Here is a 25,715-nt window from a genome sequence, read left to right on the forward strand (position 1 = left end):
ACTCAGAAGTCGTACAAGCGCGCAGGGTTGGTGGCGAGTATTTGGCGCAGCGTGGCGGCGTCATCCACCCACGCCGCCAAGCGGTTGAGCGCATGGCCATCGTTGATGGGGTTGAAGGCTTCCACCTGATCGCGATGGCGCGGCTGACCGGGGCGACCCCCGGGATGCGGCCAGTCGCTGCCCCACAGCAGGCGATCGGGCCGGTGGGCAATCAGCGTGCGCGCCATCTCGGTCATGGCCGCGCCGTCGGGGTCTTGTGCCACCCGGTGCGGAGCCGACAACTTGAGCCAGACACGGCCACTCGCCAGCAGCGCCAGCAAGGTGTCAAAGTGCGGTTGCGAGGTGCCCAACTCGGCCCGGGCCAAACAGAAGTGGTCGAACACCACGGGCGTATCCAAGGTGTTGATCACCTCACGCAAGGACGCCATCACGCTGAGGTTGGTGAACATTTGCAAGTGCCAGCCCAGCGGCGCCACGCGCGCCGTGGCCCAGCGCAGTTGTGTGGCGGCGTAGTCGGAGTCGTGGATGCCGCTGGTCTCTAGGTTCAAGCGAATGCCGCGCACACCCACCTTGTGCATGGCCTGTAGCTCTGCGTCGGTGGTGTGGGCATCGATCACCGCCACGCCGCGTCCACGCGGGCCCAACAACCGCAAAGCGTCCAGGGTGCAAGCGTTGTCAGTGCCATAGGGGCTGGGGTGAACAATCACCACGCGTGCAATCTGTAAGCCGTCATGCAAAGCCAGCAGGTCGGGCACCAAGGCGTCGCCCGGCATGTAGTTGCGCTCGGGCGACAGCGGGTAGTTGGCGCTGGGGCCAAACACATGGGTGTGGCAGTCGCAGGCCTCAGCGGGCATGGCAAAGTTCAGCGCGTCGTGGGCCACGCCAAGCACGGTCAGGGGGGAGGTGTTCATGGGGGATGTTTCAAAAATGTCAGACCACGCGGTGGGCGACCGGCCCACCGTTCAACACATCAATCACTTGCTGAGCCACTTGGGTGGCACTGCGGCGTTGGGTGTCGTGGGTGCCGCCAGCGGCGTGTGGGGTGGCAATCAGATTGTCAAACGCAAGCAGCGGGTGGTCGGCGGGCGGTGGTTCCACCTCGAACACATCCAGCCCTGCGCCAAACAGGTGGCCACGTTGCAGAGCAGCAGCCAGAGCCACCTCGTCGACGATGCCGCCGCGCGAAACATTGATGAGCACCGCATCGGGTTTCATCAAAGCCAGCTCGGCTTCGCCGATCAGGTGGCGGCTCTCTGGCGTGAGCGGCAGGTGCAGCGTCAGCAGGTCCACATGCGGCAGCATGTCGTGTAGGTGCTGCACGCGCTGGTGCGGCAGGTCAGCCCAGCGGTCGCTGGACACATGGGGGTCGTAGGCCCAGATCTGCGCGTCAAAGGCGCCGCGCCACTTCTTGGCCACGATCGAGCCAATATTGCCCATGCCCACAATGCCCACCGACTTGCCTTGCATCTCGATGCCTAAATGCTGCGGCCGCACGATGGGTGCGCCCGCGCGCAACAAACGGTCAAAGCGTGACACGCGCCGCGTCACCGACAGCGACAAGGCAAAGGCCAACTCCGCCACCGCTTCGCTGTTGACACCCGGTGTGCGCGACACCGCAATGCCGTGTCGCTTGGCGGCTTGCAAGTCGATGGTGTCGGTGCCCACGCCTTGCTTGCAAATCACCTGCACATGCTTGGCGCGCTCAATCTCTTCGGCGGTGATGGGGCGCATGCGCACCATCACACCATCGGCGTGTTCGGGCCAGTCGGCAATGGCCGGGTCTGGCCAACACACCACCTCGGCATGGGCCTTGGCCAGCGCGATGCCGGCCTCGTGGAAGGCGTCGAGGATGTAGATTTTTTTCATTGCTTGTCGATCTTGGCTTTGCCAATGACGTCACGCCACCACTGGATGTCGCGTACCAGCAGGGCCTGCATTTGTTCGGGGGTGTTGCCCTTGGCGGTCACGCCCAGGTCGAGGAATTTTTGTTTGATGTCGGGTTGCGCCACCGCTGCGTTGACTTCGGCGTTGAGTTTTTGAATCACCTCACGCGGTGTTTTGGCGGGCACGGCCAAGCCGTTCCAACCGGCCACGGCGTAGTTGGGCACACCGCTCTCGGCAATCGTGGGCACCTGCGGCAGGCCTGGAAAGCGCTGCTCTTCGGTCACGCCCAAGACCTTGACGGTGCCGGCCTTGGCCTGTGGAATCACCGGGGCCAAGGTTTCAAAAATCGCCTGCACATCGCCGCCACGCAGGGCACGCATCACGTCGCCCGAGGTTTTGTAGGTGACGATGGTCACATCGATCTTGGCCATCGATTTGAAGACTTCGGCTGCCAAAAACTGCGCGCTACCCACCGAGATGGTGCCAATGAACAGCTTGCCGGGGTTGGCGCGTGCTTGCTCGATGAAGTCGCGTGTGTCTTTGAACTTGGCGTTGCCGTCGACTGCCAAGGCAAAGCCAAAGGTGCCGATCAGCGACACCATCTCAAAATCTTTCACCGGGTCAAACGGCAGCGACTTGAACAGCGAAGGCGTCATGGCAAAGTTACCCGCCGCGATGAAGTTCACCGTGTAGCCATCGGGCGCGGCCTGTTGCACCGCTTGCGAGGCCACGATGCCGCCGGCGCTGGGGCGGTTTTCAATCACCAGCGGTTGGCCTAGTTTGTCGCCCATTTTTTGCGCCACCAAACGCACCGTCAAATCACCCGTGCCGCCGGGGCCGTAACCCACCATCACCTTGATGGGTTTGGCGGGGAAGGTGTCGGCGTTGTTTTGCGCCTGCGCGGTGTGCGCAGCCAGCAGGCCCAGACACAGACCCAAAGACAGCCTCCAAGACAGCCCCAAAAACTGCTGCACGCGTCTTGTGGTCTGGTGGGCCCCATGCCATGCGCGCAGACCAAAGTCAAAGCCAGAGCCAGAGGCAGAGGCAGAGGCAGAGGCAGAGGCAGAGGCAGAGGCAGAGGCAGAGGCAGAGGCAGAGGCAGACCCATAGCTTGAGCCGGAGCCAGCGCGTGGTGCCTCGGGTGCGGTGTGTGCGGTCATGGGCGAAGTCTCCTGTGTGTTTCAGTCGGCGCGGATGCGCGCACGCGCCACCACGTCTTTCCAAAGGCGTTGTTGTTGGGCAATCAGGGCGGCAAATTCGGCGGGCGGGCCGCCGCCCACCAAGGCGTCTTCGCTGGCAAAGCGTTCGGCAATGGTGGCGGTGTGCAAGGCTTTGTTGCACTCTTCTTGCAAGCGCTTGACGATGTCGCTGGGCGTGCTGGCGGGCGCCATCATGCCGTACCACTGCACCGACTCAAAGCCCTTGTAGCCCGACTCGGCCACGGTCGGCAAGTCGGGCAGCGAGGCCAGCCGCTGTGGCGTGCCGGTGGCAATGGCGCGCAGTCGGCCACTGCGGATGTGGGGCAGCAAGGCCGGGGTGCCAGCAGAAAACGCTTGCGTGCGCCCGGCCAACAAATCCGTCAAGGCTGGGCCCGTGCCCCGGTAGGGAATGTGGGTCATGAACATGCCGGTGGTGAGCTTGAGGTACTCCATGGCCAAGTGGCCCGCACTGGCGTTGCCTGCCGAGGCGTAGTTGAGCTGTCCGGGGCGGCGTTTGGCGTAGTCCACCAATTCGCGCAGGTTTTTGGCCGGCACGTCGGGGTGGACCACAAACAAGCTAGGCACTTTGGCCAGCAAGGTCACAGGGGCGAAGTCGTGGTTCACGTCGTAGCCGGTGTTGGCAAAGATGTAGGGGTTGACCGCCAGCGAGCCCACATGGCCCAGGATGACGGTGTGACCGTCCCCCGCCGCGCGCGCCACCTCTTGCATGGCGGGCACGCCGCCGCCGCCCGCCTTGTTGTCGAGTACGACGGGAAAGGGCAGCTGGCGCGACAGCTCTTGGGCCACCGTGCGCGCCACGATGTCGGACGTGCCGCCAGGCACAAAGGGCACCACAAAGCGAATCGGTTTGCTGGGCCAGCTCTGCGCGTGTGCGTGCTGCCCCAGCGCGCCCAAGCTCGCCGCGACGCTGGCCTGTAGCCATTGGCGGCGGTGTGGGTTGAAGGTGTGCGGCATCAGGGTCTCTCGGTGGGTGCTGCGATTCTGACCACCCGCAAGCCGCTTGCCGACTGGCGGGCGTCCAGTCGGTGACAGCCCTTTCCAAGAGGTTTGCAAGAGGGCTGCAACAGGCCAGCCAGATGGCGCAGGCCTTGACTCAGAATTTGGTTCAGACCCAAGGCCGCGCCGGGTGCAGTGGGTCCCACGGCAGGCAGCTTTGCAGCCGCAATGCCAGGCCCAATAGCCGGTCGTCGCTGTGTTGGGCGGTGGCCAGTTGCAAGGCCATGGGCAGGCCACTGCTGTGCAGGCCCATGGGCAGGGTGAGTGCCGGGTGGCCGGTGAGGCTGTAGAGCCGGTTGCAACTGCTGCGCTGGCCGGTGGGGTTGTGCATCAAGGCTTCCAGTGTTTCGGGTGGCATTTCGCGCCCGGGCGACAGCAGCACATCCACCTGCTGGGTCAGCACCTGTTCAAGCGCTTGTTCAAGTTGCCAGCGGGTGACGTTGGCTTGCCAATGGTCTTGTGGGGTCACCTCGGCGGCGCTCACCAAGCGGCGGCGCAGGCCTTGGCCCAGCAGCTGCGGCTGGTCGCGCACCCAGTGCTGCAACTGTTGGTAGCCCTGAAAGCCAATCAAGGTGTTGGCCAGGCTCACGGCTTGGTCGCTGCCCTCGAGGTCGATGTCCATGACGTGCGCGCCGCTGGCGCGGCAGCGTGCCAGCACCGCTTCAAAGCATTGCCAAATTTCGGGGTCGTGGGCTTGCGTTTGCAACTGGCGGCGCATCACGCCAATGCGCAGGCCGGGCAAGGCGGTGCGCGGTGGGGGTAAGGTGCCTGAGGATGCGCTGGCTTGTGGCGAGGGCGCACCAGACGCACCAGACGTGTGGGGTGTGTGCACGGTGGGCGCAGCTGCCGCGTCACCGCGCATGGCGGCAAACATCCACACCGCATCGCCCACGCTGCGCGTGAGCAGGCCCACATGGTCCATGCTGGGCGCCAGTGGAATCACCCCGTCCATGGGCAGCACGCCCCGGGTGGGCTTGAAGCCCACCAAGCCGCAGGCGGCGGCGGGGTGACGCACCGAGCCGCCGGTGTCGGTGCCGGTGGCGCCCAAGCAAAATCCGGCGGCCACCGCGGTGCCCGAGCCACTGCTCGAACTCCCGGGCATGTGCTGCGGGTTCCACGGATTGCGGGCGGGAGGAAACACATCGTCAGAGGCGGGTGAGCCAAAGGCAAATTCATGGCAGGCGGTTTTGCCTAGGCTGATGGCACCTGCTTTGGCCAAGCGCTGTACCACCACCGCGTCGGTGTCGGGCACCCAGTGTTCCAGCGCGCGTGAGTGCGCGGTGGTGCGCACGCCACGCGTGAGCAACACATCTTTGTGGGCGATGGGAATGCCATGCATCGGTCCGCGCCAGTGGCCTGCGGCGATCTCGCGCGTGGCCTGCTCGGCCTGTGCCAAGGCTGCGTCGGCCGTGCGGGTGATGAAGGCGTGAAGCTGAGGCTCTTGCGCGTCGGTGCGCGTCAAGCACGCCTGCACCAGCTGCAGCGGTGTCAGCGCGCGGGTGCGCAGCAGCTCACCCGCTTGCGCGATCGACAAGGCATGCAGCGGCACATCCATCGCGGGCATCACGTGCGTGGTGTGCCGGTGAGCGCCTGTTGCTCAAACCAATCACAGATTTGTTGGCCATTCCAAAATACCACGTCGTCGCGGCCGCTGAGGAACTCCAGCATTTCTTCAAAGTAGCGAATGCGGTGTGAGGCACCCGAAATGTACGGGTGCACCCCAAAGGCCAGAATGCGCGCGCCGTTGGCCGAGTCCATGTAGAGGCGGTCAAAGGCATCGCGGGTGCGGTTGAGCATGGCGTCGGAGGCTTGGTGGGCGGTCAGCATGATGCCGATGTCGTTGAGCTCAATTGTGTAAGGCACCGACACCAAGCGGCCATGGCGGGTGTTGACGAATTGCGGCTGATCATCGAGCACCCAGTCGCCAAACCACTGCATGCCGAGTTCTTTGATCAGATCCGGCGTGACAAAGGTTTGGCTGCGGCCTGGGCCCAACCAGCCTTTGGGGCGCTGGCCGGTGAAGCGGGTCAAGACGTCGAGCGTCTGTTCCATCATGGCGCGCTGGTCGGTGATTTTTTGAATCGGAATTTGTTCGTAGCAGTGGGCCATGAACTCCCAGCCTGCATCGAGGGCTGCTTGTGGCACGCGGGGGCGGGTTTCGCACACCTTGGCGTTGATCGACATGGTGGGTTGGATGTTGTAGCGCTTGAAGGCGTCGAGCAAGCGCCAAAAGCCCACCCGCATGCCGTACTCATGCCAGGTCCAGTTGGGCACATCGGGCACTGGCGCCACACCGCCGGGCGGGGGCGAGGCCATGCGGGGCATGGGGCGTGCAATGTCCCATTCTTCGATGTTGACCACCGGCCACACCACCACGCGTGCGCCGCCTGGCAGTTGCAAGGGAGGGCGGTCGACGATGGCTGAAAAATCAAGCCGCTCGTGCGGGCGCCATGCGTTGGCTTCTTCGTCTGACATGAGAGAGGTGTCCTTGTGTGAGAGTGGGAGTGGTTTATTGAATGCCGCCTGGAATGGCGGCTGCAATTTGGCGCAGCTTGTCGGTCTCGGTGCGAATTTCGCGCACCAGCTGCTCGGGCGTGCTGCCCACCAGGGTCATGCCCATGGCGGTGAGTTTGCGTTGGGTCTCGGGCTCGGCCAGCACGGTGCGCACGGCGGCGTTCAAGCGGGCTTGAATTTCAGGGGCCATGCCCTTGGGGCCAAACAAGCCCACCCAGTAGGTCAAGTCATAGCCCGGCAAGCCCGCTTCAGCCAGGGTGGGCATGTCTGGAAAACGCGGGTCGCGAATGGCGCTGGTGGTGCCCAAAAATCGCACCTTGCCCGCATCGATTTGGGTTTTGGCAGCGCCGTCAAAAATGACTTGGCACACGCCCGCGAGCACGTCTTGCATGCCAGGGCCGGAGCCTTTGTAGGGCACATGGACCATGCTGGTCTTGGCCATGCCGTTGAACAACTCACCTGCAAAGTGCAAGCCGCTGCCCATGCCCGAGGAGGCGTAGTTGACCTTGCCGGGGTTGGCGCGTGCGTAGGCGATGAACTCTTGCAGGTTGCGCGCGGGCACCGAGGGGTGGGTGACCATGAGCAAGCCATAGCTGCCCACCAGCGAGACGGGCGTGAAGTCGGCCACCGGGTCATACGACAAGTTCTTTTCGGTCACCGCCATGTAGGTGTGGGTGCCGTTGGTGGTCATCAGCAATTGGTAGCCGTCGGGGGTGGCGCGGCTGATGACTTCGCTGCCAATGCGCCCGCCCCCGCCCGCGCGGTTGTCGATGACGATGGCCTGTCCGAGCGCACGTGACATGCCTTCAGCCAAGATGCGAGAGGCTTGGTCAGAAAAGCCACCTGCCGCATAGGGCACCACCATCTTGATGGGGCGGTTGGGATAGGCCTGGGCCAGCGCCCCTGCGCTGCATGCGATGGCGCACACCGTGAGAAGCGTTTGTGCGGCGTAGAGGGGCCATCGGCGCATGCTCATGAGTTCTCCTGCTAGGTAGGGGTTGTCAAAGGTGGCGCAGTATGCGCTGAGGTGTTTCTATGTGCAATCGGCGTAAAACCCCAACGTGTCGAGTCGCAAAGGCTACACATCTGAGCGCTTGCGACGCTACGACTTGGCGTGAGCGCCGTCAAAATCGCCGCACATCCAAGACCTGCGTTGTCAACCCGTACCCACACCGAGAGACAAGATGAAACACCTGCGTACTTCGTTTTTTCAATGGCTGTGTTGTGTCGTTGGTGCCTTACTGGCACTGACGGTGCTCAATGCCCAGGCTCAGACCCCAGCGTCAACCTATCCCAACAAAGCGATTCGTTTGGTGGTGCCTTTTGGGCCGGGTGGTTCGGGCGATATCACCGCGCGTGCGTTTGCGCAGTATCTCGAAGCGCAAACCAAGCAGCCCGTGGTGATTGACAACCGGGCGGGGGCCAACGGCATCTTGGGTACCGAGATGGTGAAGAACGCACCCGCCGATGGCTACACCATGTTGTTGACCACCAACACCACCTTGGCTGCCAACTTGAGCTTGTACAAAAAAGTGCCCTACGACCCGCTCAAAGATTTGGACCATGTGGGCATGTTTGGCACCGCAGCGTCGGTGGCCTTGGTGCTCAAAGGCTCAGGCATCAATTCGGTGGCCGATTTGGTGAGCTATTCCAAGGCCAACCCGGACAAAGTGTTTTATGGCCACTACAACTCGGCTTCGCAAATGACGGCAGAAATGTTTCGCGTCAAAACCGGTGCGCCCATGACCGGCGTGCCCTACAAAGCCATTGGCTCAGCGCTGCAAGACTTTTATGGCAAACAGCTGCAAGTGATGTTCATCGAGTACCTGCCTGCGATGGCGCAAATCGACAACGGCAAGGTGCTGGCGTTGGGCGTGACCGCGCCGACACGCTTCAAGGCGTGGCCGCAAGTCCCCGCCATTGCTGAAACTTATCCCGGTTATGAGTTGGGCTTTTTCTTGGGCCTGGCCGCACCTGCTGGCATGCCGCCAGACGTGATGAAAAAAATGGAAGGCTGGTTGAACGCCGCCTTGAAAGACGAGGGCTTTTTGGCGCGCTTGAACCAACTGGGCTTGGAGCCTTCCAAGTTGTCACGCACCGACTACACCAAGTTTGTGGGCAGCGAGATCACGCGCTGGGCGCAAGTCATCAAAGACGCGGGCGTGCAGCCCGAATGAGCGGCAGAAATTTTCAATTGAAAACACAGAGAGAAACACCATGCGTTTAGGCTACTTCACCATGCCCTTGCACCCTTTGCATCGGGACACCACGGAAACGCTGCACGAAGATCGGCAAACCATCATCTATGCCGACCGCTTGGGCTTTTACGACGCATTCGTGGGCGAGCATTTGACCGACAAAGCCGAGAACGTCACCAACAGCTTGATGTTTTTGGCGACGCTGATTTTTGAAACGCAGAGCATCTTGCTCGGTTCGGGCACCAGCAATTTGTCGCATGCGCACCCCACCTTGATTGCCTCGCAAGCAGCCATGTTTGACCACCTGGCCAAAGGCCGCTTCATCTTTGGCATCAGCCCCGGTGCCTTGGCGTCTGACGCGGAATCTTTGGGCATGTTGGACCAAGATCGCAACAAATTGTTTGCCGAAGCCATCGACGTGATCTTGGCCATTTGGCAGCGCGACCCGCCCTATGACATTGACTTTGAGAACAACCGCTTCAAGGTCACCACCCGTCAAACGGCGGTGCCCGCAATTGGTCGCGGGGAGTTGATGAAGCCTTTCCAAAAACCCTATCCCGAAGTGGTGGGCACGGTGGTGGCGCCGTTCTCCAAGGGCGTGATCGCCATGGGCCAGCGCGACTTTCACCCCATGTCGGCCAACTTCTTGCTCTCGCACTGGTTGCCCAGCCACTGGGCCAACTACGCCGAAGGCAAGGCTTCGGTGGGCCAACAAGCCAAAGCCGCCGACTGGCGCGTGGCGCGCACGATTTTCGTCAGTGACGACGCCAGCACCGCCAAGCGCTACGGCCACGAAGACGCCAACAGCCCTTACCGCTACTACTACCAACAGATGTTGACGAAGATGAAGATCTCGAACCGTCACGTCATTTTCAAGCGCTCGCCCGACGAGGACGACAGCTTGTTGACCTTGGACCGCTTGATGGGCGATTTGGTGATCACCGGCACGGTCAATGAGGTGGTCGATCAAATCTTGGCGCTGCGCGAGACCGCTGGTGACTTTGGCGAAATCGTCTACGCGGGCATGGACTTGGTGGACCCCGCTTTGGGTCGCCGCTCCATGGAGTTGATGGCGCAAGAGGTGATGCCGCGTGTCAACCAAGCTTTGGGTTTGGGCTCGGTGATCAACGCTTAAATCAGGCGTTGTTTGGGCGCGTGTCCTGTGCGCTGGGCACCTCAAGCTCTGGGCAGTTGCACCACAAAGCTGGCACCGCCGCCTGGGCGGTCTTCGCAGTGCACTTCGCCACCGTGGCGCTGCACGATGGAGCGCACCAAGGCCAGCCCCAGGCCCACGCCACCATCGCGTTCGCTGGCGCCGGGCAGGCGATAAAACGGCTCAAAAATACGTTCTCGCAACTCGGGCGGCACGCCAGGACCACGGTCACACACCCGCAACACCACGCGGTTGGGCTCGCTGGGTTCGAGTTGCACCTCGATGTCTGCGGTGCCATAACGGCGCGCGTTTTCTAACAAATTGCGCAGCATGCGACGTAGCAGCTTGGGCACACCGGGCACGAGCAAACTTTGGGGTTGAGCCCCCAGCTCAAGTGCGGCGTTGACGCGCGCGCATTCTTCGCTGGCCAGGCCCGTCAGGTCGACGTTCTCCACCGTGCCAATGTCGGCCTCTTTGGCATCCAGTCGGCTGGCCAGCAAAATTTCGTCAATCAACTGATCCAGCTCGCCCACACTGCGCGAGATTTCTTCTTTCATGGTCGGCGAGGGTGTGTCGCCCATCAGCTCCAGCCCCATGCGAATGCGCGTGAGCGGCGAGCGCAATTCATGCGAGGCATTGGCCAGCAAGGACTTGTGCGAGGTGACCAGTTGCTCGACTTGCTCGGCGGCATGGTTGAAGCGTTCGGCCAGGTAAGCCACTTCGTCACCGCCGTGCACCGCCACGCGGGCAGACAAATTGCCAGTGCCCCATTGCTCGACGCCTTTTTGCAATTGTTCGAGCCGACGCGTCAACCGTCGCACGATGGGGTAGGTGGCCAAGGCCACAGCAAGGCCTACCAGACCGAGGGTCCAGAAAAAACCAAACGGCGGGCGCGTCCAAAACGACCGTTGCTGGCGTGGCAAGTGAATGTGGATGAGTTCGCCGTCTTGCATGCGCACCATGAATTCAGGCCCGGTGCCGAAGCGGCCAGGTGGTGGTGTATCCATGTCGGGTGAGTTGTGCATGCCTTGAGGGGGCATTGGCGTTGCAGGCCCGTCCCCCGCCTCCCTTTCCTGCGGGTGCAAAGGACGACGGCCTTGACCCACCACTTCCCCGGCTGCGTTGCGCAAGACCACTTCGCGCAAGGGTGGGTCTGCGCTGATGCGCGCCACCCACCCTGCCAACAGGGTGAGCAAGGCCACCGCCAACACCACGGCCAGCCAAATGCGCACATACAAGGGCAGGTGCAAGGCGCGGCTGGACGGGGTCACTTCGGGCATGGAGTTGTCAGTCTTGTTGTTTGGCAAACACGTAGCCCACGCCGCGCACCGTCAAGATACGTTTGGGTGTTTTGGCGTCGTCTTCAATGGCCGCGCGGATGCGGCCCATGTGGACGTCGATGGAGCGGTCAAATGCTTCTAACTCACGGCCACGCACGGCCTCCATGATTTGATCGCGCGAGAGCACGCGCCCGGCACGCTCGGCCAAGACCCACAGCAAATCAAACTGGTAGGACGTGAGATCACAGGGCTGGCCGCGCACGGTGACGCTGCGTGCGTCACGGTCGAGCACCAGCGAGCCAAACTTGAGAGGCTCTGCACCTGCGGCGCTTGTGTTGCCGGGTTGGTGGCGGCGCAGCACGGCGCGGATGCGCGCCAACAGCTCTCGCGGTTCGAACGGTTTGGGCAGGTAGTCGTCAGCCCCCAGTTCCAGGCCCACGATGCGGTCCATTGGGTCGCCCTTGGCGGTGAGCATGAGCACCGGTGTTTGTGCCAAGGTGCCAGGCAGGGCGCGGATGCGGCGGCACACTTCCAGTCCGTCGATGTCGGGCAGCATCAAGTCCAGCAGCACCAAGTCCACAGGGGTTTTGAGTGAGAGGCTGTGTTGCAACACATTCAAACCGCTTTGCCCGTTGGCCGCGTGCAGCACTTGAAAACCCGATTGGGTGAGGTACTCGCCCACCATCTGTGCGAGACGATGGTCATCTTCAATCATTAACAGTGTGTTCATGGTGTCTCCATCATGGACAAGCTTTGCCAAGACGCGCTTGCTGCTCTGTAAAGACTGTGTAAATCAATGTCTGCCCTCAGACGTGTTGGCTTGAACCGGCAGCACGCGTGAAGCCAGCCACACCAGCACCAGCACTGGTGCCCCTAGCAGGGCCGTGCTGGTGAAGAACGCTTCATAGCCATGGGCATCGACATACACGCCTGAAAACCCCGCCAGCCATTTGGGCGCGAGCAGCATCATGGAGCTGAACAAGGCGTATTGCGTGGCGGAGTAGTTGACGTTGGTCAGGCCCGAGAGATACGCAATGAAGGCCGCCGAGGCGATGCCGCTGGCCAGGTTGTCGGCGGAGATGATCCACACCAGCGCGGTCAGGTCATGCCCACGGGTGGCCAGCCAGGCAAACAGCAAGTTGGTCAGCGCGCTCAACACCGCGCCCAGCATCAAGATGCGCATGACACCCAGGCGCATCGACAACACACCGCCAATGAATGCCCCCAACAGCGTCATGACCACGCCAAATACTTTGGTGACGGCGGCCACTTCGTCTTTGGTGTAGCCCATATCCACGTAAAACGGATTGGCCATGATGCCCATCACCACATCGCTGATGCGGTAGACCGCGATCAACCCCAAGATCAAGGCGGCTTGCCAGCGGTAGCGGCCGATGAAGTCGGCAAAGGGTGCCACCAAGGCCTCTTGCAACCACGCCCGCAGGTTGCGTGCAGGGGGCGTGGGGCGTTGCGCAGGCTCTGGCGACAGCAACACGGTGAGTACCCCCAGCCCCATGGACGCCGCCATGACCAAGTAAGCGGTTTGCCACGCTGCGTGTTGGTAGCTGTTGCTGTCTGTGCCGGAGGCGCGTGCGGCCACCCACAACACACCGGCTCCGGCCCAAATCATGGCCAGTCGGTAACCGGTTTGGTAGGTGGCCGCCAAGGCTGCTTGGCGTTGCTGGTCGGCCGATTCGATGCGGTAGGCGTCAAGCGCAATGTCTTGGGTGGCTGAACCAAAGGCGACCAACAAGGCGCACCACACCACAGGCTCCAGGGCCTGCTGCGGGTCCAGCAGTGCCATGCCTACCAACCCGGCCACAACCACACTTTGCGCCAACAACAACCAGCTGCGGCGTCGCCCCAGCCAACGGTGCAACAGTGGCAAGGGCAAGAGGTCGACCAAAGGTGACCACACCCACTTGAAGGCGTAGGTCAAGCCGACCCAACTTAAAAATCCAATCGTGCTGCGGTCGATGCCCGCTTCCCGCAGCCTGAAACTCAAGGTACCTAACACCAACAGCAGGGGCAGCCCGGCCGAAAACCCCAGGCAGAGCATGCGCCACGAGGCAGGCTCCAAGTACACCCGCACCGCATCGTGCCAGCTTTGCGCGGGCTTGGCCGCAGGCTGCGCAGTTGGGGGACTTGTTGTATCGTTCATCGTCCTTATTTTCAGGCTTTCTGAGAGAGCTTTTTGCCATGCGTCTTCAACGTGCTGTTCTCCATGCTTGTTTGGCTTTTGTCTGTTGCGCACCCAGCGGTGCGTTGTTGGCGCGCGAGGGCGTGGAGGTGGGGCAAGAGTCGGCGTTTGCCAAACTGGTACCCGCTGCAGAGGTGGAGCAATCGTCCTTGCAGCAATACAGCCAAATGCTCAAACAGGCGGCAGAAAAAAATGCCTTGGGGCCTGCCGACCACCCGCAAGTGCTGCGCTTGCGTCGCATTGCCAAAGACTTGATTCCACACAGTTATGACTGGAACCCTCGCGCTCGCGAGTGGAAGTGGGAAGTGAACCTGATTGGCTCCAACCAAATCAACGCCTTTTGTATGCCCGGCGGCAAGATTGCGTTCTACACGGGCATCTTGAAGCAACTGGAGTTGACGGACGACGAAGTGGCCATGGTGATGGGCCACGAGATTGCCCATGCCTTGCGCGAACACGCGCGCGAGCGCATGGGCAAGTCGGCCGCCACCAATGGGCTGGCCACCATTGGCAGCACCGTGGCATCGGTGTTTTTTGGCGTCAACCCCAACTTGACCGACTTCGTGGCCAAGCAAGGGGCCAACTTGATCAACCTCAAATTCAGCCGCGACGACGAAACTGAAGCTGACTTGGTGGGCATGGAGTTGGCCGCTCGTGCGGGCTATGACCCGCGTGCGGGCGTGACGCTGTGGCAAAAAATGAGTGCGGCCAGCAAAGGGGCACCTCCGCAGTGGCTCAGTACTCACCCTTCGGGCACGACCCGGATTGATGAAATCCAGGCCAACTTGCCCAAAGTCTTGCCGCTGTACCAGCGGGCCAAAGACAGCAAGTAACACCGTCTAACCAAATGTAGGTGCGCAGCTCACGGCGGTGAGCTTTGCGCGGCATGGCGCTGTCCGAAGCGCGGCGGTGATTCGTTTTTCGCAAATCACCTTCAAGATTTTCTTGAAACGCTAAAAGTTACTAAAAATGTCTCTATAAAACAACGATTTAGGAGATTTTGTTAACCAAATAGTTTTATGCATGGTGTTTGCACAGAGTACGCCATAACATACATCCAACGTATTACTTTTTATATCTAAATGACAAAAATCAATACCTTGGGGCTACACAGTTCGGGAAATGGTTTGCATTTCAAAAAGCCGCCCAAGCCGATTGATTTTGGGTTGTCGTTGCAAAAAGTGACAGAAGGCCAATTGCGTGAGTACGCCAAAGCCAAGGCCGTGAAAGAGGAGTCCATTGTTCAAACAGACGAAGGATTCATATTGACCTTCACCTTGTCTTGGGCATCGGGTGTTTTTACCCTGTTCACGGTCAGAGGCGGTCGTCCTCGCACGTTTGTCTCGCTGGATCGGATGCTTCGATTTTTGGATTCAGAAAACCTGCTTCTGAAAGAAGTGACCCTCAAATTGATGCCAACGCTGAGTCAAGTCAGCACAAAACAATGAACGCCTGGCTTCCATTTTTTCGACAAGGCATTGCCGCTGTGTGCGTCATGTGTTGGTTGTCGCCCGCCTATGCCAAAGACGAGGCTGGTTTGGATAGCCTGCAACAACTGGTCACGCAGTGGCAACAAGGCATTGCCTTGGGTGATCTGGCTATGTTGTTGCCCCTGTATGTCAGCGCTGACCAAGCCAAGGTGGCTCAGGCACTTCCGTTTGTGAAAACTGGCCAAACGACCTTGCCGTTTGCTGCAGAAATGGTGGATGGTCGTTGGCTCATGCGCGGGGACGACATTCAGGTGCCTGATGTGCCCTTGCCGATCCAATTCGCAGCGGTGCTCACGCCTGAGCCCCGAACTGTGGCGCAGCTTGAACCTTCGGTGACCACCGTGCTGCCAGCAACGCCAGTGCCCGTGTTGGCTCAGCCGATAGTGATAGATAACCAGCCAGCCATCGTGTTACCTGCTACCCCACCTGTTGTGCCTGTGCAAGCCAAAGACAACGCCGTGTCAGATCAGCCTGCGCCGCTTGCCGTGCAACAGCAAACCTATTCGGTGGGGCTGTCCGATCAGAACTTTCGCAAGGTGTTGACGCGTTGGGCCAATACGTCGGGTTGGATGTTTGAGCCGGAGCACTGGAGCGTGGCGCGTGATATTCCAGTGGGCGGGACGGATTCGGTGATGGCTGATTTCAAGACCGCCGTGAGGCGTTTGCTCAAAAGCACTTTGTTGACAGATTTGCCAGTGCAGCCTTGCTTTTATTCGAACAAGGTGTTGCGTGTAATTCCTGCGTCTGAGCTTTGCTCGCGTACAGAAAATTAAAGGGCGGCACACCTCGTGAAATTCTTTCAATATATCGCGATCATCGCCGTCACGCTGACAAGCAGTGGCTGTGGCACCTTTGTTGCAAGTCAGCAAATCAAAACAGATTTTGCGGACATGACCAATACGGCCAACACCATGCAGCAAGCGGTGACTCAGCGTGCCAAAAATTATTCGGCACAAGCCATTCAACAGCAAGATGTGGACGAACCCTGGTTGGCGGGTAAGAGTGTTCCGCTGTCGCGCGATGTGGCTTTGCCCGCCGTGTTGCGAACACGTTTGCGCTTGAAAGGTGAGACGCTTGACGCCTTGGGGCAGACCAAAATCACGGCGCTCACCCCAGAGTGCAACCCCAGCAACTACACCTTGCAGCGCTTGGCCAGTTGCATCATGGCGCTGGTTGGAGTTCCGGTACGCATCAAACCGGAAGCACTACTGCCCGTGTCGCAATTTGCTTTGCGTCGTGGTGCTGGAGGCGGCGGCGGAGCAGCACCCGCAGGGGGTGGCGTTGGCGGCGCGCCCCAAGCTGACTTGTTGACAATTCCTCCGGTGGATATAGAGCTTAACGCCTTGCTCGACTTGGCCGATGCCACCTGGGGCGTTAACCATCGCCTCACGGACACTGGCACGATTGAAATCTACCGACTTGAATCTCGTGTACTCCGTCTGAAAGCTTTGGCGCAGCGAATTCCCTCCACAGTCACGTCCTCTGCAGGGTTCAAAGACGAGTCTAAAACCACTTACGAAAACACAGCGGTCGACGTGCTGACAAGTATCAAAACCTCATTGACGGCGCTAGGTACCCAGGCTGGAACGATCGACATCAACTTAGACACCAAGTCCGTGGTGGTCGTCGACACGCCTGAGGCCATTGCCAGGATCGAGGCTTATCTTGAGTCAGAGAACAAGCGCTTGACGCGCCGCATCACGCTTATCTTTGAAGAGCTGTATGTCACGAACGTCCAAGGGCGTGAGGCTGTAATTGACTGGAATGTGTTGTACACAAAAACCAATGGTGCAACTGGAAGTTTGACCTCGCCTGGTAGTTTGGCTACGCTGAATGGTGGCAAGGTGGGGTTCAGTGCTGCAACTATGGGCGACTACGCCGGATCGACGGGATTTATCAGAGCTTTGAGTGAAATGGGCTTGATGGTCAACCGCAGAACCTTTCCTATTTCTACTTTGTCGGGCAATGCGCAAACCATTGGTTTGCCTACCGTGTTTGACTATGTGGCTTCGGTGACCAGTAGCACAACCACCTCCACATCAGGTACCTACAGCGCGCCGACGGTGACACAAAAAGAAGACAAATACGGGGTGTTTTTAACTGTTACCCCAGAGGCTCAAGATGACGGCCAAATTTTGATTGGTCTGAACTTGGCGGATCGCTCAGGCACCTTAACGGGCTATACCGTGCAAGTCAACGGCTCGGGTACCACGGTCCAGCAACGCAACATCAAAGAGGCCAACCTCACCGCGCGCACGGTGGTGCGCTCAGGGGTGACGCACCTGGTGGGGGGGCTGGATGAAGCCCTCAATACGGCATCGGCCCGTCGTATGGACGAAAACGCGCCGATTGTTCTGGGCGGCTCTGACCTGACCAGTCAAACGACACGGCGCATTGTGTTGTTGGTCACAGCCATCGCAGAAGACAGCATTTGATATGGCAACACTGGCACTTTTTAATTTGATGCGAAAGAAAGAGGGTGCGGACGCTGCATCCAAGCAGGCCTCGTCGGACCGATTTGCAGCACGTCCATTGCAATTTGTGCAGAGTGCCAACGCCAGCCGAACATTGGTGCTGGGTTTGAACTGGCGTGCGATTTTGATTTCCGGTGGCGCACAGGCGGCTTTACAGAAAGCCAGATCAGCGGGTGCCACACACTATTGCATGCTGGGCACACAAACCTTGGCGTATGGAAAAGTTCCATTGGGCAAAGGGGCCCCTGACATTCCAGAACAAGCCTATCCAGCCGCTTTGCTGGCCAGTCGTCTGACATCTGGCGACGCATTGTTCGCTTTGACCTTGAGTTCCACAGAAGTGTGGGTCGCTGTGATTCGCAATGGTCGCCCCTACGGTATGGATGAAGTGTTGGCAGACCCGGGTGGCAGTTTGACGGTGATCGCCCGTGACTGGTTGGTCGAAAAGTTGGGTCAATACACCCAAGCTGCTGTGTATTCGGATATTGATCTGGGTGCGTTTGATTTCAAAATCCAAAACTGCTCTTTGGCCAATTTGATGACGGCCACCACGATGGCCGGTGATCGGCTGTTGAAGCTGCCCCCTGTCAGTTGGTTGGCCAAGATAGAAATACCCAAGCCTGTGTTCAAAGTGTTGGCTGTTTTGGTGCTTCTGTGGTTGGCTAACAAGGCTTATGACCTGTGGTCTGCGCAAGTGGCTGATGAGCTCAGGGCCATGAAAAAAACCCAAGAATTGCAAGTGGATGACCCAGCCATACGTTGGCCTCAAGCTATGGCGGAGTTTGCTCGTTCACGAGCCCATCCCGGCTTAGAAGGCCTGCGGGTTGTTCGCAAAAGCCTAGGTCAATTGCCGCTTCATTGGAAAGGCTGGAAATTGGGCAGCGCGAACTGCAAAGCACAACCCCCTGCGGCTGGACAACAAGTTTGGGATTGTTCTGCAAGCTACACGCCAGAAGCCAAGTCAGGTGCTGGTACCAATGCAGACCTGAAAGCGTCAATGCCCGAGGGGTTTGATATCAAATTTGAGTCTATGCAGCAGGTGTCTTTGGAGTGGAAGCCAGTCTACAAGGTGGAGCCTTTGGACTTGAACAAACTTCTCACCAGAAATCAACACTCATTAGAAACAGCGTCGCAACTGCAAACCTTGCTTCCGGCCATGTCGAGCATACCCAGCTTGTCTTTCACGTCTTCGGGCGTATCGCCGCCTAAAAGCAATTCGGGGGCCGATATTCCTAAACCTGCCAACATTGTGTTGCCCAGCGAGGCACCTTTCAGTATCAGTGGCCCTTTGCGAACCATAGACACGCTGGTTGACCGTGGCATTGCCGCAGAGTGGCGCGCGCTGTCGCTCACCTATGCTGCTATGTCTGGTCCAGTGAACACCTTGCTTGGCTCTGCTTTGCAAGTACAGATCAGTGGGGTGCTGTATGCCAAGGACTAACTTCAAACAGGTGCTTGCTTTACTCGCCATGTGTGGCGTCATCCAGGCGTATGCACAAACCGGCACGGTGATGACCAGTGCCCAAACGGTCGAAGCTCTGTTGCAAGCAGAAAACAAAGCCGTGTTTGAGCGCGCCAATCCAGCCTCTGCGCCAGCGCAGGCACGTCAAATTGCGGCCAGCGAAGTAGAGCTTACTTTGCTGTCGGTCTACGGCCTGGGCTCGGAACTACAGGTGGATTTGAAGTATGGCGACCTTCGTTTTAAAAGATTGGTTGTTGGCGACCACGCAGGGCCTTGGGTGGTGGCCGCTATTCATGGCATGTGTGTGGATTTGGTGGGTGCTGATGCATTAAAAAACAAAACCAGACAAGTAGTGTGTTGGACCTTGTCGGCCTCTGTCGACCCGCGCCCATCAGTGGCACCGTCGCCTGCAGGTGCGCTACCCGTAGGAGCGCCACCCACAGGACCGTTGCCCACAGGCGCGTTGTCTCCTGTTGGCTCAATCGCCGACCCTTCGCTTTTGCAAGGCCTCATGTCTGGCATGCCTCTCGGGCGGCCTACGACAGATGCGCGCCTATCTGCGCCTAAACAGTGAGAGCTTTCACCATGTTTGCCTTCAGTCATAACAAACCAAACCCAAGTTCGGATACGCCAGTTGTCCGGCTGGTACGCACGCTGGGCGCATCCACAAGTGAACATGGCTCGGAGAACAGCCAATCACGCAAGCATTCTGCGTTCACAAACTTTGGCCCTTATCGTGTTGCGGTTGGAGAAATCAATCGGTTTGAAGACTTGGTTCATGTGCCTTTTGAAGCTTGTTTAAATGGTGCGTTGTCGCTTTCAACACACTTGTTTGTGTCGGTTGCGATGATTCAGTCTTCGAAGGTCAATAAAAACGCCATTTTGCTGGTCGCGCCCACCGTCACTGTGGATGATATCAACAGCTACGTCGAGATATTGACGGAGCACGGGTGGTCCTTGCCAGAGCAAGGGCCTGTCGCGTGGCGCGCTGCACCGTCGATCATCATGGCGGTGAGCCAAGGGCATGCTGGCAACCACAGCGCAGGCGTGTCGCTGGGGGACAGTGGCAAAAGCGCTTTGTGGCAATCGTTTGTCGATGTCACCCAATGGGCGTTTGACCAAGGCGCCAACGACATTGACTTTGCGGTTTACAGCCATGAGCCGATGTCCCAAGTGGCTTTCAAAATTGATGGCCGATACCTACAGCCCGAGCGTTGGAGGTTGCCCACAGACACCGTGTTGCAAATGTTGGGCATTGCCTGGCAACGAGGGGACGGTGGAAGTGACGCCACCTTTCAGCAGCGCATTGAGCAGCAGTGTCAGCTGCAAATTGACTTGGCCAACAACGTGCGCGTGCGGTTGCGTTGGTCGGGCATGGCGACAGACAAAGGCCCCGTCATCACCTTGCGTTTGCAAAAGCTGGGTGCTGCTGCCGTGGTCCGAACCTTAGAGGGTGCGGGTTATTTGCCCTGGCACTTAGACGTGTTCAATCGAGCGCTTCATACGAAAGGCGGGCTGACCACACTCGCTGGCACGGTGGGCTCAGGCAAGTCGGTGACCACCGCCATTTTGATGGGCATGTTGCCAAGCCACATCAAAAAGGTGACCTTTGAAGACCCGGTGGAGCTAGACATGCCGGGGGTCTACCAAAAAACCATCATCCGTGATTTGGTGCAAACCGGCGAAGGCTCCAACTCTTCTTTTGCGGCTGGGGTGCGTGCGCTGTTTCGCTCGGCTTTGGATGTGTTCATGCTGGGTGAAATACGCGACCCAGAGGGCGCACGCGTGGCCCGTGCGGTGTTGGAGTCTGGGCACTCGGTGTTCACCACCACCCACGCGCCCAGCGCCTTGGGTATTTTTTCAAAGTTTGTCAGCCCGCAAGTGGGTATTCCCGTCGATGTGTTGGCCACGCCCGGCAACATTCGTTTGAATGTGTACCAGGCGCTACTGCCCAAAAATTGTCCGCATTGCGCACTCTCCCCCACGGATTACATCCTTGAGTTCAAACTCGACTCGGTGGCGCTCAATGAGCACCATCACTACATGGACCGCTTTGAGCGCTTGTACCAATTCGACAGCAACAAGCTCAAACTGCGGAACGCCAACGGTTGCCCGCACTGCGTCAACAAAGACTTGTCTGCACTCACCGGTTTTTCTGGTCGCACCATCGCGTGCGAGATGGTGGAGCCCGATGAAAACATTTGCGAGTTTTTGCTGGCTGGTAACCACGTGCAGCTGTTTCGGTATTGGCGTGAGTTGTCTAACAACAAGTTTGACAACCCTGACTTCACAGGCAAAACCGCCATGGAGTCAGCCATTTACAAAGCTTCATGTGGCGAGGTTGACCCAAGAGAGATCGAGCTTCAGTTTGAAAGCTTTGCTGCCATTGAGCACAAGCGTGGCGTCGCGCAGCGGCCACGTGTCCATCCGGTTGCAGTCCCTCACGCCAAGACAGAGATTGCACCATGAGCGATCTCACATTGCTTGAAAAAAGAGCGGTCGGCAAGTTCCACAAAAGCCGCGCTGAATACTACGAAGACATGGCGTCGCTGTTGGTGACGACCAATCGCAAAATGCTGTCAATCTTTGAGTCGGACAGCACAAGATTTGAAGGCACACCGCGTGGCGTGTTGTCCGCATTGTGGGCACAACGCTTCATTGACAACGGTGCCAATTTGGCAAGTGCCTGGCAAGGCACGTTGCCAGACCAAGAGCTTTCTATTCTGTATGTTTTGCAAGATGCGGGCAACGATGCGATTCCTTCCGCATTGCGTGACTTGGCCACGATGGCGCGCCTTGTGGACAAAATGCGTGCGGCCGTGTTCACCACCCTAGGCGTTGGACTTTTAGCCTTATCGCTGGCCGTGGGGGCGCTTACTTTATTGCCTGGTTTTGCGGTGGATGCTTTGAAGGCCTCTATGGACATACCCGTTTCTTACTGGGGACCTGTTGGGACAGCAATGTTGACTTGGGATGAGCTGGTACGTACTTGGTGCGTGCCAGTTGGTGTGGGGCTGATGCTGGGTGTGACTTGGGTGGTGTGGTCTATCGACAACTGGGTTGGACCGGGGCGTGAAGTGGCAGACCGGGTCATCGTTTTGTACCGGATGGTGCGCGATGTCACGGCTGTACGGTTTTTGATGACCATGAGCACACTGACACAAAAACGTGGCAATGTGATGAGCACCTTGGAAGAGGGTTTGCTCAGCCTCACCGAGAGCAATATTTCAGCTTGGTTTCAATGGCGGATTGAGCAAATGCTGGACCGAATTGCCGATACGGGTGCCACAACCTGTGAGGTTTTTGATGCCGGGCTTCTCTCGCAAGAAATGTACTGGCGCTTGCGAGACGTGGAGGAAGGCCGCGGGTTTGCTGCCGCTTTTGAAGTCACCAGTCAATATGTGGCGGCAGACTTGGTTCCACGTTTGATTGCGCGTTTGTCGTTTTGGCGTTGGGCTTTGCTGCTGCTGGGCGTGGCGTGTACAGGCGGCATGGCCTTTTGGATTCAAACAGCAAGCTATGAAATGAAAGGGGCTGCGATGAACTATATGAAATAGACAAATTGAAAAAAAATCAATTTCTCAAGCGATAGCAACTTAAACGATCCAACTTATCAAAGGAACTCATCATGAAAAACCATCAACCACCTACGCTGGCACAGCCAGCGGCAATGCCAGCAGCCGCCAAAAAAGGCCGTCAGAGGGGTTTTACCCTGATTGAACTGGGTATTGTGTTGACCATCGTGGCCATCTTGGCGTTGTTTGCCGTACCTAAAGTACGCGGATTCATTATCAGTGGAAAGGTTCAATCTACCGGCGATGACTTAACGGCAGCGGTCGCAAGGATTCGCGGTAATGGTACAGGTATGGCTACGACGCCTACCTACTCAAACATTGACTCCACCGTGCTGTCAAAGGCCCTACTGACCCGTACCAACGCATTCACCGCAAATGGGACAACTGTATATCACAAAATTGGCGACAGTGCGTCTGCGGTGACAGCAGCTCCTGCAACGATCACTGCATCTAACGATGCTTTTACAGTTAGTTTTAGTGGTGTCAACATTGCAGCTTGCCCTGATCTGGCAAGTAATTTGCAGTCTTTGGCTGAAGTCATCACGGTTGCAGGTACTACTGTGAAGGCCAGTTCCGCCGCAACGCTAGACGCTCAATTAGCAGCCACTAAATGCACTGACGGCGATACAAACAGCTTCGTTTTCACCTTCCGTTGATCTGGTGATTTGAATGTCTGAAAAGCCCACACCTCATGCAAGCGTAGGCATTTTGCGATGTCACTTCGAGAGGTGTGGCCCTTCACTTTGTATCGTGAGAAATTCATTATGAGCAAAAGTCGTCAGAGGGGCTTCACCCTGATTGAGCTGGGCATTGTGTTGACCATCGTAGCCATTCTGACGCTGTTTGCCGTGCCTAAAGTGCGTGGATTCATCATCACTGGAAAGGTCCAATCGACCGGCGATGACTTAACGACAGCGGTCGCAAGGATTCGCGGTAATGCTGCGGGTATAGCAGCGGTACCCGCCTACACAAGCATGACTACCGCCGTGCTGGCAAAGGCCTTAGTGAACCGTACCAACGCATTCACCGTAGATGCAACTGTAACAACTATTTATCACAAAATTGGTAGCAGCACGGCTGCGGTGACAACAGCTCCTGCGACGATCACTGCATCTAACGATGCTTTTACAGTTACTTTTAGTAATGTCAACATTTCAGCCTGCCCTGATCTGGCAACTAATTTGCAGTCTGCGGCTGAAGTCATCACGGTTGGAGGTACTACTGTGAAGGCCAATGCCAGCGCCACGCTAGATGCTCAAACAGCCGCCACTAAATGCTCAGACGGCGACAACAACACATTCGTTTTCACCTTCCGTTGATCGAACTTTGAATGCTTAAAAAGCCCACACCTCATGCGAGCCTAGGCATCATGCGATGCAAGGTTGCAAGAGGGGTGGTGCCTGTTTTCAAACAGTGGGGCTTCACCCTGATTGAGCTGAGCATTGTGTTGACCATCGTGGCTGTTCTGACGTTGTTTGCTGTGCCTAAAGCACGTAGCTTAATTCTCGGTGCGAAGGTTCAACCGACGGCGGATGAACTTGCCTCTGCGGTGGCAAGAATTCGTACCAACAACACAACCAATGGCACGGCGTCTTATGGGGGGGTCACGGCGGCATTGCTGTCGACCACCATGATGTACCGCACCAATGCATTCACGGCAAATGGAACGACCCTTTATCACAAAATTGGCAGCAGTACGACAGCGGTGACCACTGCCACAACAAGCATAGCCGCTAGCAGCGATGCGTTCACGGTGACTCTTGACGCGGTCAATATTGCGGCTTGTCCAGAGTTAGCTACCGCGTTGCAGACAGTGGCAGAAATCATCGCCATGGGCCCTACAGGCGGGTCGCTGACAACCGTGAAAGCCTCTGCAAGTGCCACTTTTAATGGGCAAGTGGCCGCTGGTCTTTGCACTGACGGCGACACCAACAAGTTTGTTTTCACCTTCCGGTGATCGGTTGATTTGAATGTCAAACAACACAACACCTCATGCAAATCTAGCCATCTTGCGATGTGCTTTCGCGCAGGAGATGGTTTTGGCAAAGCGGCAAAGAGGTTACTCTTCGTTGGTAGAACTGGCGATCACCTTGGTTGTGGTGGCGTTCATCGCCATATTTGCGCGAGGCAAGGTATTACAGGATATGGATGATTCTGCGGCTGCTGCAACAGGCGCTTATATGGTGGCCGCATCGGTTGGATTGCAAAGATACCTGATTCTGAACGTCAGCGGGTTGACGGCATATGCGAACACTGCTTCCTTGACACCTACATTGGCAGCCTTGCAGGCGGCTACGTTAGATGGAGTGCCGCTGATTGCCACCACTTTTGCTAGCTTGTCTCCGACAGGGCAAGAGTTGCGTTTTGATATCACGCGAGCGTCCCCATGCAGCTCTGGGCAAACCTGTGCCATCGTGCAAGCCACGGCTTGCTTGAAAACTGCCTTGAGTGTGAGGGGGCAGGTACGCGATGATTTGGCGACCCAAGCCATGATGAGCATGAATGGCATGGGTGGGCGAAGCTTTGCTGGCAGTGCTGGGTATATCAATGGCCCAACGTTGGCAACCAACACAGTCACTAATCCGGTTACTAACACGGCAGGTATTTTGTGTGCGGTATATAACACCAACACCTTCTACAACTTCTTTGCACGCACCAGCGAATCAAGGACATTGAATTTTTCTGGTCCGCTCAACACCACAGGTGCTGTCACGGCAACAGGGACGTTCACTGCCACAGGCACTGTAGATGCCAGTAATGGCACATTGGTCATTCCAGCGGTAACTGCTAGCGCAACATGCAGCACGTCAGGTGCGATGGGCTGGGTATCAAGCGGGAGTAGTTATTTACCAGCTCGCTGTAGCGGTACAACATGGGTTGCAACAGGCGGAGGACTGCCGATTTCTACCGCGGGTACGACCTGCACTACAGCCGGGACTCTGGCCGCAACAGCTGCCGGAGCCACATTGATTTGTCAAGGAACAACTTTGGCCTATGTAGATTTCGTCAGCCGTATGGGTAGCTTGGTGGCGATGGAGTCACTGATTGTGTCCAACGGCTCAACGGTTACCAAACCTACTTGTGCTGTTGCAGGTGTTAATTCGGCCATTTATTTATTCCCTGTGACCGATGTGCAAACCAACCAGATTGTGTACAGGAGTGCAACTGACAACACCACTTCTTGGTCGATTTCAATACTAGACGCCAATGGAAATGCGATTCAAGGTGATGCGCTTGCAATGACATATTGTGTTTATTGATGTTTCAAC

General features: G+C 58.1%; 24 protein-coding genes. 14 read left to right on the forward strand and 10 right to left on the reverse strand.

The annotated features are described in order from the left end of the window. Nucleotides 1-2: 2 nt before the first annotated feature. The 7 genes from B9Z41_RS08560 to B9Z41_RS08590 form a co-directional block, all read right to left on the reverse strand. Nucleotides 3-911, reverse strand: a complete 909-nt coding sequence (locus B9Z41_RS08560; protein ID WP_100146637.1) for an amidohydrolase — start codon at nucleotides 909-911, stop codon at nucleotides 3-5. Between the two features lie 19 nt (nucleotides 912-930). Further along, nucleotides 931-1,866: an NAD(P)-dependent oxidoreductase gene (locus B9Z41_RS08565; RefSeq protein ID WP_100146638.1), complete on the reverse strand. Its 936-nt coding sequence runs from the start codon at nucleotides 1,864-1,866 to the stop codon at nucleotides 931-933. Then, entirely contained in the window at nucleotides 1,863-3,044 is a 1,182-nt protein-coding gene (locus B9Z41_RS08570; protein WP_158236155.1) for a tripartite tricarboxylate transporter substrate binding protein, read from the reverse strand. Before B9Z41_RS08570 ends, B9Z41_RS08565 begins: the two co-directional genes overlap by 4 nt. Nucleotides 3,045-3,065: 21 nt before the next feature. Continuing rightward, a complete protein-coding gene (locus B9Z41_RS08575; RefSeq protein WP_100146640.1) occupies nucleotides 3,066-4,058 on the reverse strand; it encodes a tripartite tricarboxylate transporter substrate binding protein in 993 nt (330 codons plus the stop codon). Nucleotides 4,059-4,209: 151 nt separating this feature from the next. Further along, a complete protein-coding gene (locus tag B9Z41_RS08580) occupies nucleotides 4,210-5,664 on the reverse strand; it encodes an amidase (protein ID WP_100146641.1) in 1,455 nt (484 codons plus the stop codon). Continuing rightward, on the reverse strand, nucleotides 5,664-6,575 hold the full coding sequence (locus B9Z41_RS08585; RefSeq protein ID WP_100146642.1) for a polysaccharide deacetylase family protein: 912 nt from the start codon (nucleotides 6,573-6,575) through the stop codon (nucleotides 5,664-5,666). Before B9Z41_RS08585 ends, B9Z41_RS08580 begins: the two co-directional genes overlap by 1 nt. Before the next feature lie 34 nt (nucleotides 6,576-6,609). Further along, on the reverse strand, nucleotides 6,610-7,590 hold the full coding sequence (locus tag B9Z41_RS08590) for a tripartite tricarboxylate transporter substrate binding protein (RefSeq protein WP_100146643.1): 981 nt from the start codon (nucleotides 7,588-7,590) through the stop codon (nucleotides 6,610-6,612). A gap of 208 nt (nucleotides 7,591-7,798) precedes the next feature. On the opposite strand from B9Z41_RS08590, the gene B9Z41_RS08595 reads away from it, so the two are divergent. Together B9Z41_RS08595 and B9Z41_RS08600 are read left to right on the forward strand one after the other, a co-directional pair. After that, entirely contained in the window at nucleotides 7,799-8,791 is a 993-nt protein-coding gene (locus B9Z41_RS08595; protein WP_100146644.1) for a tripartite tricarboxylate transporter substrate binding protein, read from the forward strand. A 40-nt stretch (nucleotides 8,792-8,831) separates the two neighbouring features. Next, complete coding sequence (locus tag B9Z41_RS08600; protein ID WP_100146645.1) at nucleotides 8,832-9,947, forward strand: LLM class flavin-dependent oxidoreductase; 1,116 nt, start codon at nucleotides 8,832-8,834, stop codon at nucleotides 9,945-9,947. A 41-nt stretch (nucleotides 9,948-9,988) separates the two neighbouring features. Here B9Z41_RS08600 and B9Z41_RS08605 read toward each other — a convergent pair whose 3' ends face one another. The 3 genes from B9Z41_RS08605 to B9Z41_RS08615 all read right to left on the reverse strand — a co-directional run bounded on the left by B9Z41_RS08605 (nucleotide 9,989) and on the right by B9Z41_RS08615 (nucleotide 13,406). Next, nucleotides 9,989-11,245 carry a HAMP domain-containing sensor histidine kinase gene (locus B9Z41_RS08605; protein ID WP_100146646.1) on the reverse strand — a complete coding sequence of 419 codons (1,257 nt, stop codon included), beginning with the start codon at nucleotides 11,243-11,245 and terminating at the stop codon, nucleotides 9,989-9,991. 7 nt (nucleotides 11,246-11,252) lie between these two features. Then, the gene (locus tag B9Z41_RS08610; protein WP_100146647.1) at nucleotides 11,253-11,975 is read right to left on the reverse strand and encodes a response regulator; all 723 of its coding nucleotides are present in this window, start codon (nucleotides 11,973-11,975) and stop codon (nucleotides 11,253-11,255) included. A gap of 63 nt (nucleotides 11,976-12,038) precedes the next feature. Continuing rightward, nucleotides 12,039-13,406: an AmpG family muropeptide MFS transporter gene (locus B9Z41_RS08615; RefSeq protein ID WP_100146648.1), complete on the reverse strand. Its 1,368-nt coding sequence runs from the start codon at nucleotides 13,404-13,406 to the stop codon at nucleotides 12,039-12,041. Between the two features lie 38 nt (nucleotides 13,407-13,444). On the opposite strand from B9Z41_RS08615, the gene B9Z41_RS08620 reads away from it, so the two are divergent. The 12 genes from B9Z41_RS08620 (at nucleotide 13,445) to B9Z41_RS16950 (ending at nucleotide 25,706) form a co-directional block, all read left to right on the forward strand. Next, nucleotides 13,445-14,278, forward strand: a complete 834-nt coding sequence (locus B9Z41_RS08620) for a M48 family metallopeptidase (protein WP_100146649.1) — start codon at nucleotides 13,445-13,447, stop codon at nucleotides 14,276-14,278. Nucleotides 14,279-14,527: 249 nt separating this feature from the next. After that, nucleotides 14,528-14,893 carry a hypothetical protein gene (locus tag B9Z41_RS08625; RefSeq protein ID WP_100146650.1) on the forward strand — a complete coding sequence of 122 codons (366 nt, stop codon included), beginning with the start codon at nucleotides 14,528-14,530 and terminating at the stop codon, nucleotides 14,891-14,893. Beyond that, entirely contained in the window at nucleotides 14,890-15,708 is an 819-nt protein-coding gene (locus B9Z41_RS08630) for a TcpQ domain-containing protein (RefSeq protein ID WP_233202599.1), read from the forward strand. Before B9Z41_RS08625 ends, B9Z41_RS08630 begins: the two co-directional genes overlap by 4 nt. A gap of 117 nt (nucleotides 15,709-15,825) precedes the next feature. Next, nucleotides 15,826-17,370: a hypothetical protein gene (locus B9Z41_RS08635; RefSeq protein WP_143474171.1), complete on the forward strand. Its 1,545-nt coding sequence runs from the start codon at nucleotides 15,826-15,828 to the stop codon at nucleotides 17,368-17,370. 1 nt (nucleotide 17,371) lies between these two features. Then, nucleotides 17,372-18,850 (forward strand): hypothetical protein, encoded by a 1,479-nt coding sequence (locus B9Z41_RS08640; RefSeq protein WP_100146652.1) that lies wholly within the window; start codon nucleotides 17,372-17,374, stop codon nucleotides 18,848-18,850. A 10-nt stretch (nucleotides 18,851-18,860) separates the two neighbouring features. Then, nucleotides 18,861-19,445 carry a hypothetical protein gene (locus B9Z41_RS08645; RefSeq protein ID WP_143474172.1) on the forward strand — a complete coding sequence of 195 codons (585 nt, stop codon included), beginning with the start codon at nucleotides 18,861-18,863 and terminating at the stop codon, nucleotides 19,443-19,445. A gap of 272 nt (nucleotides 19,446-19,717) precedes the next feature. Then, complete coding sequence (locus tag B9Z41_RS08650) at nucleotides 19,718-21,340, forward strand: ATPase, T2SS/T4P/T4SS family (protein ID WP_158236157.1); 1,623 nt, start codon at nucleotides 19,718-19,720, stop codon at nucleotides 21,338-21,340. Beyond that, nucleotides 21,337-22,428 carry a hypothetical protein gene (locus tag B9Z41_RS08655; protein ID WP_100146655.1) on the forward strand — a complete coding sequence of 364 codons (1,092 nt, stop codon included), beginning with the start codon at nucleotides 21,337-21,339 and terminating at the stop codon, nucleotides 22,426-22,428. Before B9Z41_RS08650 ends, B9Z41_RS08655 begins: the two co-directional genes overlap by 4 nt. 71 nt (nucleotides 22,429-22,499) lie before the next feature. Beyond that, entirely contained in the window at nucleotides 22,500-23,102 is a 603-nt protein-coding gene (locus tag B9Z41_RS17040) for a type 4 pilus major pilin (RefSeq protein WP_158236158.1), read from the forward strand. A 57-nt stretch (nucleotides 23,103-23,159) separates the two neighbouring features. Beyond that, entirely contained in the window at nucleotides 23,160-23,765 is a 606-nt protein-coding gene (locus tag B9Z41_RS08665; RefSeq protein WP_100146656.1) for a type 4 pilus major pilin, read from the forward strand. Nucleotides 23,766-23,842: 77 nt separating this feature from the next. Further along, the gene (locus tag B9Z41_RS08670; protein WP_158236159.1) at nucleotides 23,843-24,403 is read left to right on the forward strand and encodes a Tfp pilus assembly protein FimT/FimU; all 561 of its coding nucleotides are present in this window, start codon (nucleotides 23,843-23,845) and stop codon (nucleotides 24,401-24,403) included. A gap of 13 nt (nucleotides 24,404-24,416) precedes the next feature. Then, nucleotides 24,417-25,706: a hypothetical protein gene (locus B9Z41_RS16950; RefSeq protein ID WP_143474173.1), complete on the forward strand. Its 1,290-nt coding sequence runs from the start codon at nucleotides 24,417-24,419 to the stop codon at nucleotides 25,704-25,706. Nucleotides 25,707-25,715: the final 9 nt, after the last annotated feature.

Origin of the sequence: Limnohabitans sp. JirII-31, from assembly GCF_002778315.1 — a bacterium.
Taxonomy (GTDB): domain Bacteria; phylum Pseudomonadota; class Gammaproteobacteria; order Burkholderiales; family Burkholderiaceae_C; genus Limnohabitans.